Genomic DNA, 14,565 nt, shown 5'->3' with positions numbered 1-14,565 from the left:
GGGCAGTCGCGCACCTTAGGGCAACGCTTCAGCCTCCTCGGAAGAAAACCGCTTCCTGCTCAGGTCTCAGCTGCCCGTTTTCCCGCAGGAGTCGACTGCCTTCCGCTCCAATCAACATTCACAAGTAAGGTTTAGTTAAGCACCAATCAGGGGGTGTTTTCAACCGCGGAATCGGCTGATTCGCAGATGTCTTCAAATCTGACTTCTGGCCTCTGACCTCTGGAAAAGCGAAGGCAGCCGAGTTTTTCTTATGGTAGCCGCCCCTTTTAAAAACGATCATTTCACGAAATTTGTCACAAAAAATTCAACGTAAGTCTTTAAAACATCACCGTATGAAAGCGCATTATATGTTACGATGGAAAAAACAACATATTGGAGCGTTGCAGTTATGAAAGACCATATACTTTGGAGAAACCGTGAATTAAGGAAGCAAGTTGCTGTTGTAGATGGTATGGAACAACCGACGATTGTATTAAAAAATGGCACTTATTTAAATACATATACGAAGCAGTGGCTAAGGGCGAACATTTGGATTTATAAAGACCGAATTGTGTATGTTGGTGAAAAAATGCCTGAGAACGGAACATCTGCTGAAATCGTTGATTGTGAAGGCTTGTATCTGGTTCCCGGTTATATTGAACCCCATGCCCATCCGTACCAATTATATAATCCCGAATTACTTGCGCTGCACGGCGCCAAATTTGGTACAACCACATTAATCAATGACAATTTGGTGTGGAATTTTTTATTGGATAATGAGAAAGCGTTTTCGCTGCTTGAGGAATTTGACCGGCATCCCGTCTCAATGTATTGGTGGGCACGGTTTGATTCACAGACTGCACTAAAAAATGAAAAGGAATATTTCAGTACGCGCAAAGTGCTTAAATGGCTCAATCATCCCTCGGTTATTCAGGGAGGCGAGCTCACAGCGTGGCCAAGTCTGCTGGAAGGTGATGACCGCCTGCTTTACTGGATGCAGGAAGCGAACCGGCTCGGCAAACCGGTTGAAGGGCATCTTCCGGGCGCTTCTGAGAAAACGTTAACGCGGTTGATATTATTGGGCGTAACGGCTGAACATGAAGCGATGACAGGGAAAGAAGCAATTAAACGGCTTGAGCTTGGTTATCAGACAGGACTGCGGTATTCGTCCATCCGTCCCGATTTGCCTGTTTTGCTGGAAGAAATGCTGGCAGAAGGCTTGCAGACGTTTGATCATGTTACCATGACAACAGACGGAGCAACACCATCTTTCTATGAAAAGGGTATTATGAATATTTGCATTGATATTGCAATCAAGAAAGGTGTTCCGCTGGCTGATGCATACCGGATGGCTTCACATAACGCCGCTGATCATTATGGAATGCTGGATGAGCTTGGCTGTATCGCTCCCGGCCGGATAGCGCATATCAATATTTTGGAGACAAAAGATAATCCGCACCCTGTCAGTGTTTTGTCTAAAGGTGAATGGATACTCAAAAACTATAAGGAACAGACGATGCCAATAAAGATCGATTGGGAGAATTATGGCATTCGCCCGATAGAGTTTGATTGGGATTTGACGTTAGAGGATATGCAATTCTCTGTTCCAATCGGTTTAAATCTGATGAACGATGTGATTATTCAACCTTATGCAATCAAAACGGATGTCACACTTGATGTGATTCCTGATGATCGGGATGACGCTTTTCTGATGTTAATTGACAGAAAAGGAAATTGGCGCGTCAATACGGCGATTAAAGGTTTTACAAACAGGCTCGGTGCTGTGGCGAGCTCATTTTCAACAACGGGCGATCTTGTTTTTATTGGAAAGAGCAAACAAGATATGCTCCTCGCCTGGAAACGAATTAAGGAATTGGGCGGAGGTATTGTGCTCGTCCATGAAGGCGACATTATATTCGAACTCCCGCTGAAAATGGCCGGAAGTATGTTTGATGGCACAATGCGTGAGCTGATGGAAAAAGAAAGCAATTTAAAAAAACTGCTGAAGGAATTTGGCTACCCGTTTGGTGATCCGGTTTACTCTATCCTGTTCTTATCTGCCACACACTTGCCTTATATCCGGATTACACAGCAAGGCATAATCGATGTAAAGAAACGAGAAGTGCTCTTTCCAGCAACGATGCGATAACGTATAATAGATTCCGGAAGGCTGACCGGCCAGGAGGTGGAATCTTGAGAAAGTCTATTGTTTTTTTGGCATTATGCTTACTCGTGTTCCTTGCTGCTTGCTTGAATGATACGGAGCAGAGCGCGCAGGACAACGAGTCAAAAGACAATGCAGTGACAGAGAAAGAATCAGCCCCTGAACCGCCGGAGAAGAACGTATATCCGCTGACAGGGGCAAAAACTGAAGACCAGGTCAATAACCGGATTGTCAGTGTGATGGTCAATAATCATCAGAAAGCCCGTCCGCAAACAGGTTTAAGCAAAGCCGATGTCGTTTTTGAAATACTCGCTGAAGGGCGTATAACCCGTTTTTTGGCGCTGTATCAGAGCGAATTGCCGGAAGCGATAGGTCCTGTGCGGAGTGCCAGAGAGTACTATTTTGAATTGGCAAATGGTTATGGTGCGCTTTATGTTTACCACGGTGCAGCGAATTTTGTGAATGATATGATTAAAGAGCGCGGGATTGCACATTTAGATGGCGCTGTTTATGATAATAATGGCCCCCTATTTAAACGGGAATCATTCCGCCAGGCACCGCACAACTCGTATTTACAGACTGGATCGGTCTATGACACAGCAGAGGAAAAAGGGTACGAGGTACAACAGACATATGAACCTCTTCCGTTCGCAACAGAAGAAGAAGCGGATAATCTCTCCGGAGACGCCGCAACAAACGTGGGAATTGATTATTCCAACAGGGTCAGCTATACCGTTGAATACACATATGATGACAAGCGTGAAGCATACACCCGTTCAAGTGATGGTGAAAAAACAGTTGAACGGAATTCGGAGGAACAGATTACTGCTGATAACATATTTATTGTAGAAGCGCCGCATCAAGTGATTGACAGTGCCGGCAGACGGGAAATAGACTTAGCCTCAGGCGGGGATGCTTATCTTGTTCAAAAAGGAAAAGTCCGGGAAGTCAAGTGGGAAAACCGTGATGGCAGGATTATCCCGGTGAAAGATGGCGAGCCTCTGAAGTTTGTACAGGGCAAGACATGGATCAATGTCGTACCGTCAAATCCCGGAATTTCACAATCGATTACTATCTCAAATTAAAAGTGCGTGTTCAAAAAGGAAGATAAAGTGAAACTTCATTCAGCGGAATGATTTTCTCCGTTGAATGTTAGTTGAACAGAATCGGGCATTTATGGTCAGTTAGCTGCCGTTTTCTGGCGGGTTACTGATCATTATATGCGGGGAAAAAGGACAAAGAAGTTCGAGGTGGCACAGTTTCAAGCAGCGGATGAACAAGCCAACGAGAAATTTGATGTGTCATTATTACCGGACTTTTTGAACAACCCATAGAAGAAAGCAGGTGACGCCTCATGCAGATTGATAAACTGCGCGGTGAACAGCTTGACCAGCTGTTTGATGCGATTCTTTCATTAAAAGATCGTGAAGAATGCTACAAATTTTTTGATGATATCGCAACAATGTCCGAAATTCATGCGATTGCCCAGCGTTTGCAGGTGGCCAGGATGCTGACAGAAGGTCGTACCTACAGCGTTATTGAAGAGGAAACGAATGCCTCAACTGCCACGATTTCCCGCGTGCGCCGCTGCATCAATTACGGCAGTGACGGATATAAAATTGTACTTGACCGCATACTTGATGATTCTGCAGAATAAGCCAGCTATCCTCCAAATTGGGGGATAGTACTCTTTCGTTTTTGAAATCTCCCAAAGCCTCTTTGTACGAATTTCCGCAAATTCATTTCATTTAACCCTAAATTCATAGCGCATTTTTTGGTATACTTTTAGAATGAAAGTATAAATCATTTGATTAAACATGATCGGCGCGAACACTTGACTTTATTTTAATATTTTATAATTGGAGGCTTTGACGTGAGATATTCAATTGACAATTGGGATCATTTGTTCAAAGTGGATCCCGCCAAAGAAATATCGGATGAGGATCTTGACGCTATTTGTGAATCGGGAACTGATGCTGTGGTCGTCGGCGGGACGGATGATGTGACACTTGATGGTGTGCTGGATTTACTGTCACGGATCCGCCAACATACAGTACCATGCATTTTGGAAGTATCCAATTTAGAATCCATCACACCCGGGTTTGATTTTTATTTTATCCCGATGGTCATGAACAGCACCGAGAAAAAATGGATGATGGATATTCATCATGCAGCCATCAAAGAATATCGTGATTCGATCGATTGGGATAAAACTCTCGTGGAAGGCTACTGTATTATGAATGAAGACGCCAAAGCATTCAAAAAGACAAAAAGTGAGATGCCCGATAGTGAAGATGTGGCAGCCTATGCGTATATGGCAGAGCATATTTATCACTTTCCGGTTTTTTACATGGAGTACAGCGGTGAATACGGTGATCCTGAACTCGTTAAAACGGTCAAAGAACAGCTCACAGATACAAAGCTAATATACGGCGGCGGGATTGAAAATAATTTTAAAGCGCGTGAAATGAAGGAAAATGCCGATACCATTGTCGTCGGCAACCTGATTTATTCAGATATCAATAAAGCACTGAAAACAGTCAAAGCAGTCAAGGAGATGGAATAATTAATAATCTGTGAAAGCTGCTGATCCCTTGGTTATCAGTGTGCTTTTTGAACAATATAAAAGGCGGTGTCACAGTGAGCCAAACAATGCATCACTTATTAAACGGATTGAATAAAGAACAACAGCAGGCTGTCCAGCATACCGAGGGGCCGCTTTTGATCATGGCCGGTGCCGGAAGCGGCAAAACCCGCGTTTTGACACACCGGATTGCTTATTTGCTTGGTGAAAAGGACGTATCCCCAAGAAATGTGCTGGCGATTACATTTACGAATAAAGCTGCACGGGAAATGAAAAAGCGTGTGAATAAACTGGTTGGCGCCGGGGGCGAGCAAATTTGGGTTTCGACATTCCACTCGATGTGTGTACGGATATTGCGCAGGGATATTGACCGTATCGGCTATAATCGTAATTTCTCAATTTTAGACAGCAGTGATCAGCTGTCGGTCATTAAGCAGATTTTAAAAGACTTGAATATCGATCCGAAAAAATTTGATCCGCGCGCAATGCTCGGTCAGATTAGCGGTGCAAAAAACGAACTTGTCACGCCGGAAGAGTACAGCAAACAAGTTGGCGACTTCTTCCAGCGTCAGGTATCACAAGTATACGAACGCTATCAGAAAACATTGGAGAAAAATCAGGCACTTGACTTTGATGATTTGATTATGCAGACGATTCACTTATTTAAACGGGCTCCTGAGGTGCTTGGTTATTATCAGAACCGATTTCAGTATATTCATGTTGACGAATATCAGGACACTAACCATGCCCAATACTACCTGGTAAAACAACTGGCAAACCGTTATCAGAACCTTTGTGTTGTCGGGGATTCTGACCAGTCGATTTATCGCTGGCGCGGTGCTGACATCGCCAATATCTTGTCGTTTGAAGAGGACTACCCGTCTTCAAGGGTTATTTATTTGGAGCAAAACTATCGGTCAACGAAATCGATTCTTGCAGCAGCCAATAGTGTCATCGAAAACAACACGGGCCGCAAGCCAAAAAAGCTGTGGACTGAGAATAATGACGGCAAAATGATTCATTATTACCAGGGAGCTACTGAGCAGGAAGAAGCGTTGTTTGTGACCGATAAGATACAAGAACTGACAGATGAGGCAGGCTTCTCAGCGGATGATATTGCGATCCTTTACCGGACAAACGCTCAGTCCCGTGCCATTGAAGACACATTCATGAAATCAAATATATCCTACCAGATGGTTGGCGGCACAAAATTCTATGATCGTAAAGAAATCAAGGACTTGACCGCTTATTTACGTCTGATTACCAATCCGGATGACGATATTAGTTTTGAACGGGTTGTCAATGTGCCTAAACGGGGCATTGGGAAAACGTCGGTTGATAAATTGCGTGCGTATGCTGTTGAGCACGGTATTTCCTTTTATCAGGCAGTGAAAGAAGTCGATTTTGTCGGGGTGACAAAAAAAGCGGCCACAGCACTCGACGGGTTCGGCAATCTCATTAAGACGCTTACACAGCAGCAGGAATTTTTGACATCAACAGACATGGTTGAAGCCATTCTTGAACGGACAGGCTATGAGGAAATGCTGAAGAATGAACGATCGCTTGAGTCACAGAGCCGTCTGGAGAACCTGGAAGAGTTCAAGACAGTCACTCAGGACTTTGAAGAATATGCAGAAGATAAGACGCTGATTGCATTCCTCACCGACCTTGCCTTAATTGCAGATATTGACCGTGTGGATGATGAAGCTGACAGTGAACCGAAAATTACGCTCATGACACTGCATGCTGCCAAAGGGTTGGAATTCCCGGTGGTCTTTTTGGTTGGTATGGAAGAAAATGTCTTTCCGCATAGCCGGTCCATGTTTGATGATGAAGAAATGGAAGAAGAACGCCGCCTCGCCTATGTCGGGGTAACGCGTGCCGAAGAGGAACTTTACCTGACACACGCTAAGATGCGTACTTTATACGGCCGGACGAATATGAACCCGATCAGCCGATTTATCAATGAAATCCCGGAAGATCTGGTCGATGGAATTGAGCAGGCACGTGCGTCAATGTTCAGCTCGTTTGAGAAACGAGCTGACAAGCTGTCTGCACCGAAACGCCGGGCCGGGAAAATGCAGCAGACAACCGGAGCGGAATCCAGGACATGGAGCCCCGGCGATAAAGCTGAACATAAGAAATGGGGCGTCGGTACAGTCGTTAAAGTCCAGGGCGAGGGAGACTCAATGGAACTTGATATTGCCTTTCCTGCTCCAACGGGTGTCAAGCGGCTTCTGGCCAAATTCGCACCTATCACGAAACAATAGGAGGTGCTTGCTTAAATGAATAACCAACAAGCACAACAACAAATTGCTGAACTTAAAGAGCTGCTAAACCAATATGGTCATGAATATTATGTGCTTGATGCCCCAAGTGTGCCCGATGCCGAATACGACCGGAAAATGCAGGAACTTTTAAAATTAGAGGAAGCTTTTCCGGACTTGGTTACAGCGGATTCACCCTCCCGGCGTATCGGCGGGGAACCGCTTGAAGCATTTCAGAAAGTCCGGCACAATGTACCGATGATGAGTCTCGGCAATGCGTTCAATGAACAGGATTTGCGTGATTTTGCCCGCCGTGCCGGTCAAGGGACAGATGATGCGATTTCATTTGTATGTGAACTGAAAATTGACGGTCTCGCTGTGTCGCTTACATATGAAGAAGGCAAATTTGTCCGGGGAGCCACCCGCGGAGACGGAACGACCGGCGAAGATATCACAAGCAACTTACGGACCGTCCGCAGCATCCCGCTTTCCATTCAGGAAGAGAGTACTATTGAAGTGCGCGGTGAAGCGTTTATGCCGCATAAATCCTTTCTCAATCTGAATAAACAGCGCCGGGAAAATGATGAAGAGCCGTTTGCGAACCCGCGCAATGCAGCGGCAGGGTCATTAAGACAGCTTGATCCGAAAATTGCAGCAAAGCGTAATTTAGATATTTTCCTTTATGGTGTCGGGGAGTGGCAAGCCGGAACACTGGAGTCACACAGTGAACGGCTTAAATACATGCAAAGAATCGGATTCAAAACGAACCCCGAATGGCGCAGGTGTGAATCGATTGATGAGGTCATTGATTACATTAAATATTGGGAAGAAAAACGGCCTGATCTGGACTATGAAATTGATGGCATCGTAGTGAAAGTGGATAATCTCCGCCAGCAGGAAGAATTGGGCTTCACGGCTAAAAATCCGCGCTGGGCCATTGCATACAAATTTCCGGCTGAAGAAGTGCTGACAACCCTCCGTGAAATTGAATTGAGCGTCGGAAGAACAGGCGTGGTAACACCAACAGCGATACTTGACCCGGTAAGAGTCGCCGGTACAACCGTCCAGCGTGCCTCACTCCATAATGAGGATTTGATACGGGAGAAGGATATCCGGCTTGGTGATACAGTCGTTATTAAAAAAGCCGGTGATATTATTCCGGAAGTCATCCGTCCTATTGAAGACAAGCGTACAGGGGATGAGAAGGAATTTTTTATGCCGGAAGAATGCCCGGAATGCGGCAGTGAACTTGTAAGACTTGAGGAAGAAGTCGCATTACGCTGTATAAACCCAAACTGTCCTGCGCAATTAAAAGAAGGATTGATTCACTTTGTTTCCCGTGAGGCAATGAATATTGATGGTCTTGGCGAGAAAGTGATCATTCAGCTATTCCGGGAAGAACTCGTTCACACGATTGCTGACATTTACCGGCTTAAGCATGAAGACTTAATACAACTGGAGCGGATGGGTAAAAAGTCAACTGATAACCTTTTGCGGGCGATAGCAGCCTCAAAAGACAATTCACTTGAGCGGCTATTATTCGGTCTTGGAATCCGTTTTGTCGGTTCAAAAGCAGCCAGAACACTTGCCGGTTATTTCGAAACAATGGAGAATCTGCAAGAGGCGACGTTTGAAGACGTCATTGCCATTAATGAAATAGGCGATAAAATGGCAGATTCAATTGTCAGTTATTTTGCCGGGGATGAAGTGAAAAATTTGATTAATACGTTGCGGGACCTCGGTCTCAATATGACATATACCGGCATCAAGCAGCAGGCGATTGAAGAAGATACAGCCTTCTCCGGTAAAACAGTTGTGCTGACAGGGAAAATGACTGAATTTACACGGTCTGAGGCGAAAGCGCTGGTTGAAGCGCGCGGTGGATCAGTCACTGGAAGCGTCAGCAAAAACACCGATATCCTCATCGCCGGAGAGGACGCCGGCTCCAAATTGGATAAAGCAGAAGAGCTTGGCATAGCCATTTGGAACGAACAACAGCTTAGAGAAGCTGCTAAAAATTAAGTATTGGTTCAAAAAAGTGACTGCCGTAATGCATCAATTCTTTCCGGAGCAGCATGCATGAGATTTTTTGAACTTCCTATTAAAGGTTGTTCAAAAAGTCCGGTAAAAATGACACGTCGAATTTCTTCGTTGGCTTGTTTCTCCGCTACTCATGTATCTGAAGGCATACATTCCGCTGCTCGAAACTGCGCCGCCTCGAACTTCTCGGTCCTTTTTATCCTCTTTTTTGAATACGCACTATTAAGGAGTGGAATATGTTGAAAAAAATAACCGTCCTCCTGGCAAGCACCATATTGATTCTTTCAAGCTGTACACCGTCGATCGATAACGAGGACGAAGTTGTGCAAAATGAAGACGAGTCACAACAGCAGCAACAATCGATTGTTTCAAGTCAAAAGCTGTCAGAGGAGAACTACCGGACCATCCTGCCATATCGTCCGAGTGCTTCAAGAGGCGTTATTACGAATCAGATGGGGAATCGTGTTGATATTGATGAAATGGAAACCGGTTTAAGACGCCTTTCCAAAGAACATTTCGACCCTGAGCAGCTGTTTTTTGAAGAAGGGCAATATTTAACGTCGGATATGTTGTATTCGTGGCTGGATACGGACCCAACAGAAGAGATGATCAATGCGATGCAGGAAAGTGATGATTATAATGAAGAAGATATTGAAAATGCGCAACGTGCTTTAAATCCGCCGCTGGATGAAGAAGAAAGCTTGACCGATGAAACAGCATCAAAGGAAGACTACGAAGAGAATCCGAAATATCTTAGCCATATTCTCGAACATAATTTTCTTAAGCGAAATGAGGATGATTCGGTTGAATTGGCAGGCGCTTCAATCGGAATCGCGTTAAAATCAGTCTTTACGTATGAAGCTGACGGAAATACACAGCACAGGGATATCCCGGAATCGGAAATGATGGAGAAAGGACAAGAAATCGCCCAAACGGTTTTGGAACGCGTCCGCAATATTGAAGAACTGAGCGATGTCCCAATCATGATTGCGTTGTACAGAGAAGAAGGTCAGGGCTCACCTGTGCCCGGGAACTTTGTCGCCAAGACAGCGATTGAAAGCGGACAGGCATCAATTGACGAATGGGAGACGGTTAACGAAGAAAATATTCTGTTTCCATCAGATGAAGGCGAAGAAAAATACTATGATACACAGCAATTAGTGCAAAACTTCAGTTCGCGTATTGAAGAATATTTCCCGAATTATGTGGGAGTAGTCGGTGAAGGTTTTTATATTGATGAAGAATTACAGCAACTGACATTGGAGATTCCAATTGAATTTTACAGTGAAGGTGAAGTGCTCGGTTTTACGCAATATACGTACGGACTGGTTGAGGAAATGTTCCAGGATTACTATGATCTTGAAGTGAAAATCACTTCAAGCGAGAAGCTGGAGAGTATCATCTTCCGGGAAGCGGGCAGCAGCGAAGTAAATGTCCAGGTGTTTGATTCCTGATTGATGAAATTTGTATTAAGTCAATATACCCAAAATGGATATCAATCCCTTTTTCCGATTTTAAAGATCCGGGAAAAGGGGTTTTTTAACCAACTTTCCTCATTTCAGGAAAGTTGGCAAGTTGAAAGTGGTTTTATTAGTGTTTTTGCCCATCAACTTTCCCAATATGAATTTTTGGAATTTATGTTATTATATAAATATAGGAGAAAAGGAAAATCATTCAAATATTCAGCTGATAAGGTAGGTAAAAAGATGGAAATTGGGCCTTATATCAAACTGCACAGAATTCAACAGGAAATGACCCAGGCAGAACTGGCTGAAGGAATTGTCTCAAGTGCCTATCTATCCAAAATTGAAAATGAAAAAACGGAGGCAAGCCCTAGTGTTATAAGCTTGTTATGCACCAAGCTGGGAATTCAGCTGGTAAATGAAACCGATGAAGTTATCAGAGAAAAGTGCCAGGAATGGTTCGATATGCTGTCTTCGGAATATGACACTGAAGACATCATTCAAAAGTATCAGGAATTGAACCAGCTTATGTATGATAATCCTTCTGCTGACAGTCTGGCCATGTTTGAGGTTCACAAGGTCAGGTACTTTTTGGTTATTGGTGAAATGGAGAAGGCGTTAAGCCAGATTAATAAACTAACCGAAATGACTGGCACCTTTGACACCTTGCATCAGTTTTACTGGTATAAGTTCAAAGGAAACTACAATTCTGTGGCTTCTGATTTTGATCTTGCTTTGCGCTTATATAATATAGCGGAAGAAAAACTGAATCAAATAGATTTATCCGAAGAAGAAATTGCTGATTTACAGTACACCATTGCTGTAACGCACAGTAAACTTCGGAATACTCTTGAAGCGATTGAATATGCTGAAAAAGCAATTTCTATTTTCCGGACGACATACAATTTCAGCCGCTGTGCTGAATGCCATATTTTGCTTGGCATCTCCTATCGCAGAATCAAGATGCATGATAAGGCAATCAAAAACTATAACCTTGCTAAACATTTGGGTGAATTGAAACAGAGCAAGCAAATTATTCAATTGACGAATCAAAATTTAGGCTATCTTTACTCAACAATCGGTGAGAACGAAAAGGCTATTGCAAATTATGAGGAGATAGTGAACGAACCGGAATTAATGTTTCTGGAGCGCTTAACAGCAACAACCTCTTTGGTTAAAGAATATTACAATATACAAGAGTTTGATAGAGCGCAGGATATGGCTGACATGAGCATGAAACTGCTGGAAGATGCTGAAGATCAGGAGAGGTATCAATTATTCTATTACATTATGCATACTTATAATTACGCAATCAATCAGGAAGCTGAAAAATTCGAGTCCCTGGTTATTGATAGGTTTATACCTTATTTGCAGAAACATAAGGACTATGCCAACTTGGTGATTTACGCCAATATGTTGGCGGATCATTTTGAAGCGATTAACAGATATAAAGAATCTGTTAAATATTATAAACTGGCTAACAATACTTATGAAGAACTCATTAGCCTTTAAAAGGGGGGATCAATATGAAAAAACTAGTGGCAACTGTTGCATTTGGAGCTCTGCTTGTAGCAGGTTTTTCAGCAGTGCAGGAAGCACCAGCTGACAACGCAATGGAACTGGAACCTAGAATTCTTTCTGTCGGTAAGGATGTTAGTAACTTTTAATCCAGTTTGATCAGGAAGATTAGTATTATTTACCCTATTACTTTATGATGATAATGCCTGAGACGGTGTGGAAAGCCGTTTCAGGCCTTTTTTTAACGTCAGAAAGTGATATAATGGTTGACCTTATAAGAAAAACTTCGACACTCACTATAAGACGAGACTAGGCCTGAGTTTTTCTAAGCTTTGCAGGGAATGTTATGATAATATTTCATGTATGAGCGTATGGTATAATAAGTACAAATATTCAAAAAAGAGGTGATCGCGATGGAGTATACTATCTCGGGGGTGACATGGCTATGGATGTTTATTCCAATGCCATTGGTAATACTCTCTTCCATTATTACATTGTTTACAGAAGGGAGAGGTAAATAAATGGATACGGCTACGCTTATAACGTTTATTGTCTATCTTACCGGCATGCTCGTCATCGGTATTATCATGTATCGCATGACGAACAACCTTTCAGACTACGTTCTTGGCGGGCGTAAATTAGGTCCTGCAGTTGCTGCACTCAGTGCCGGTGCTTCCGATATGAGCGGGTGGCTTATCCTGGGGCTGCCGGGTGCCGTTTATGCTGCCGGTCTTGCTGAAGCATGGATGGCAATTGGTCTTTCAATCGGGGCTTATTTGAATTGGCAGTTTGTTGCCAAACGCTTGCGTGTTTATACAGAGGTTTCGAATAATTCTATTACAATTCCGGACTTTTTGGAAAATCGTTTTAAAGATAACTCACATATTTTAAGGGTTATTTCAGCACTCGTTATTTTATTGTTTTTCACGTTTTATACATCATCCGGAATGGTGGCGGGCGCAAAATTGTTCGAAGCATCGTTTGGGCTTGAGTATCAGACCGCCTTATGGATCGGAACAGTCTTTATTGTTTCATATACGCTTTTGGGCGGTTTTCTTGCGGTAGCCTGGACGGATTTCGTGCAGGGATTACTGATGTTTGTGGCACTGATTGCAGTGCCGATTGTTGCCCTTAATGAGATGGGCGGTTGGGACGCTGCTGTCCAGGCAGTTGGGGAAATTGATGCGACACACTTGAACATGGTTGAAGGTGTCGGGCTAATGGCCATTATTTCATCGGTTGCCTGGGGTCTGGGTTATTTCGGGCAGCCGCATATCATTGTCCGGTTTATGGCGCTCAGATCGCCAAAGGATGTTCCAATGGCCCGTTTTATCGGTACAACTTGGATGATACTTGGTCTGTATGGTGCGATTTTTACAGGTTTTGTTGGGCTGGCATTCATCAGCACTCAAGATGTGAATGTTTTGAGTCAGTTTGGCATCTCAGTCATTACGGAAAACGGCATCCAGATGCTTGAGGATCCTGAAAAGATTTTTATTGCCTTTTCCCAGCTGTTATTCCATCCGGTAATTGCCGGGGTACTTCTGGCTGCTATTCTTGCCACCATTATGAGTACAGTTGACTCTCAGTTGCTTGTTTCCTCCTCGGCGATTGCTGAAGATTTTTATAAAGCGATTCTCAAAAAAGAAGCAGGGGAAAAAGAACTGGTTTGGGTCGGCCGGATTGCGACACTTGTCATTGCATTGATTGCTGCCTCTATTGCGACGAATCCGGAGAGCAGTGTACTAAACTTGGTCAGTTATGCGTGGGCAGGATTCGGAGCTGCATTTGGTCCGACAATTCTTTTGGCCTTGTTCTGGAAACGATTTACCCGAAATGGTGCATTTGCGGGTATTCTGGCAGGTGCAGTAACAGTAATCATTTGGGGTGAATTCCTTTCAGGCGGGATTTTCGACTTATATGAAATTGTACCCGGATTTTTGCTTAACCTGATCATTGCTATAGTAGTCAGCCTGTCGCAGCAGCCGAAAGCAGAAATTGAAGAAGAATACGATGAGGCAATGGAAAAGTTAAACACATATTAATGTTTCATAGTCGAAAGCCACTTCCCCTGTTTCAGGGGTGAGTGGCTTTTTTTTACCAGGCCTTTTCCATGCGCTGAATCCGGAGTTTATCGATGCATTGCTTTATTTGCTTTAGCCGAGCGAATTCTGCTATTATCAGTAGTGTCTTTAACTAACGTTAAGCATAATGAAAGTAAGATAAATTATTTCTATGGAGGTGTCCAGCATGGCCGATATTTCAAAGGAACAGGTCAAACATGTTGCCGGTTTAGCCCGTCTTGCCATTACGGAGGAAGAAGCTGATATGTTTACGCAGCACCTGAGTTCCATTATCGAATACGCTGAGCAATTAAATGAATTGGATACAGAGAATGTTGAGCCGACCACACACGTTCTCGACTTGAAAAATGTCTTGCGTGAAGATGAGCCAAAAGAATGGATTACAAAAGACGAAGCGTTGAAGAATGCACCGGACACGCAGGATGGCTATTATCGTGTACCGTCAATTCTGGAGTAAGGAGGGAAA

11 protein-coding genes are annotated in these 14,565 nt (G+C 43.7%); all 11 read left to right on the top strand.

All coding sequences use genetic code 11. From position 1 onward, the window contains the following. Positions 1 to 355 precede the first annotated feature (355 nt). The 11 genes from AOX59_RS10855 (at position 356) to gatC (ending at position 14,556) form a co-directional block, all read left to right on the top strand. A complete protein-coding gene (locus tag AOX59_RS10855; protein WP_418000771.1) occupies positions 356 to 2,128 on the top strand; it encodes an adenine deaminase C-terminal domain-containing protein in 1,773 nt (590 codons plus the stop codon). A gap of 44 nt (positions 2,129 to 2,172) precedes the next feature. Further along, on the top strand, positions 2,173 to 3,228 hold the full coding sequence (locus AOX59_RS10850) for a DUF3048 domain-containing protein (RefSeq protein WP_068445468.1): 1,056 nt from the start codon (positions 2,173 to 2,175) through the stop codon (positions 3,226 to 3,228). Positions 3,229 to 3,497: 269 nt separating this feature from the next. Beyond that, the gene (locus tag AOX59_RS10845) at positions 3,498 to 3,800 is read left to right on the top strand and encodes a YerC/YecD family TrpR-related protein (protein ID WP_068445466.1); all 303 of its coding nucleotides are present in this window, start codon (positions 3,498 to 3,500) and stop codon (positions 3,798 to 3,800) included. A 216-nt stretch (positions 3,801 to 4,016) separates the two neighbouring features. Beyond that, on the top strand, positions 4,017 to 4,709 hold the full coding sequence (gene pcrB / locus AOX59_RS10840) for a heptaprenylglyceryl phosphate synthase (protein WP_068445464.1): 693 nt from the start codon (positions 4,017 to 4,019) through the stop codon (positions 4,707 to 4,709). An 86-nt stretch (positions 4,710 to 4,795) separates the two neighbouring features. Then, positions 4,796 to 6,997, top strand: coding sequence for a DNA helicase PcrA (pcrA, locus tag AOX59_RS10835; protein WP_418000791.1), 2,202 nt, complete (start codon positions 4,796 to 4,798; stop codon positions 6,995 to 6,997). A 15-nt stretch (positions 6,998 to 7,012) separates the two neighbouring features. Further along, a complete protein-coding gene (ligA, locus tag AOX59_RS10830; protein WP_068445461.1) occupies positions 7,013 to 9,016 on the top strand; it encodes an NAD-dependent DNA ligase LigA in 2,004 nt (667 codons plus the stop codon). A gap of 254 nt (positions 9,017 to 9,270) precedes the next feature. Next, on the top strand, positions 9,271 to 10,488 hold the full coding sequence (locus AOX59_RS10825; protein ID WP_179946401.1) for a CamS family sex pheromone protein: 1,218 nt from the start codon (positions 9,271 to 9,273) through the stop codon (positions 10,486 to 10,488). A gap of 252 nt (positions 10,489 to 10,740) precedes the next feature. Continuing rightward, entirely contained in the window at positions 10,741 to 12,009 is a 1,269-nt protein-coding gene (locus tag AOX59_RS10820; protein ID WP_068448287.1) for a helix-turn-helix domain-containing protein, read from the top strand. Between the two features lie 14 nt (positions 12,010 to 12,023). Then, positions 12,024 to 12,164 carry a hypothetical protein gene (locus AOX59_RS19685; RefSeq protein WP_156418683.1) on the top strand — a complete coding sequence of 47 codons (141 nt, stop codon included), beginning with the start codon at positions 12,024 to 12,026 and terminating at the stop codon, positions 12,162 to 12,164. Positions 12,165 to 12,536: 372 nt separating this feature from the next. After that, positions 12,537 to 14,060 carry a sodium/proline symporter PutP gene (putP, locus tag AOX59_RS10815; RefSeq protein WP_068445458.1) on the top strand — a complete coding sequence of 508 codons (1,524 nt, stop codon included), beginning with the start codon at positions 12,537 to 12,539 and terminating at the stop codon, positions 14,058 to 14,060. Positions 14,061 to 14,265: 205 nt separating this feature from the next. Beyond that, positions 14,266 to 14,556 (top strand): Asp-tRNA(Asn)/Glu-tRNA(Gln) amidotransferase subunit GatC, encoded by a 291-nt coding sequence (gene gatC, locus AOX59_RS10810; protein WP_068445456.1) that lies wholly within the window; start codon positions 14,266 to 14,268, stop codon positions 14,554 to 14,556. The last annotated feature ends 9 nt before the right edge of the window (positions 14,557 to 14,565 follow it).

The organism is Lentibacillus amyloliquefaciens (assembly GCF_001307805.1).
Classification (GTDB): domain Bacteria; phylum Bacillota; class Bacilli; order Bacillales; family Amphibacillaceae; genus Lentibacillus; species Lentibacillus amyloliquefaciens.
Note: the sequence above shows the minus strand (reverse complement) of the source record. Positions and strands in the feature narration are given on the sequence as shown.

Excerpts from the sequence above, each read along its gene's own strand:
- AOX59_RS10855 (WP_418000771.1), top strand. The coding sequence starts at position 356 with ATGGAAAAAACAACATATTGGAGCGTTGCAGTTATGAAAGACCATATA.
- AOX59_RS10845 (WP_068445466.1), top strand. The coding sequence starts at position 3,498 with ATGCAGATTGATAAACTGCGCGGTGAACAGCTTGACCAGCTGTTTGAT.
- pcrA (WP_418000791.1), top strand. The coding sequence starts at position 4,796 with ATGCATCACTTATTAAACGGATTGAATAAAGAACAACAGCAGGCTGTC.
- ligA (WP_068445461.1), top strand. The coding sequence starts at position 7,013 with ATGAATAACCAACAAGCACAACAACAAATTGCTGAACTTAAAGAGCTG.
- AOX59_RS10825 (WP_179946401.1), top strand. The coding sequence starts at position 9,271 with ATGTTGAAAAAAATAACCGTCCTCCTGGCAAGCACCATATTGATTCTT.
- AOX59_RS10820 (WP_068448287.1), top strand. The coding sequence starts at position 10,741 with ATGGAAATTGGGCCTTATATCAAACTGCACAGAATTCAACAGGAAATG.
- AOX59_RS19685 (WP_156418683.1), top strand. The coding sequence starts at position 12,024 with ATGAAAAAACTAGTGGCAACTGTTGCATTTGGAGCTCTGCTTGTAGCA.
- putP (WP_068445458.1), top strand. The coding sequence starts at position 12,537 with ATGGATACGGCTACGCTTATAACGTTTATTGTCTATCTTACCGGCATG.
- gatC (WP_068445456.1), top strand. The coding sequence starts at position 14,266 with ATGGCCGATATTTCAAAGGAACAGGTCAAACATGTTGCCGGTTTAGCC.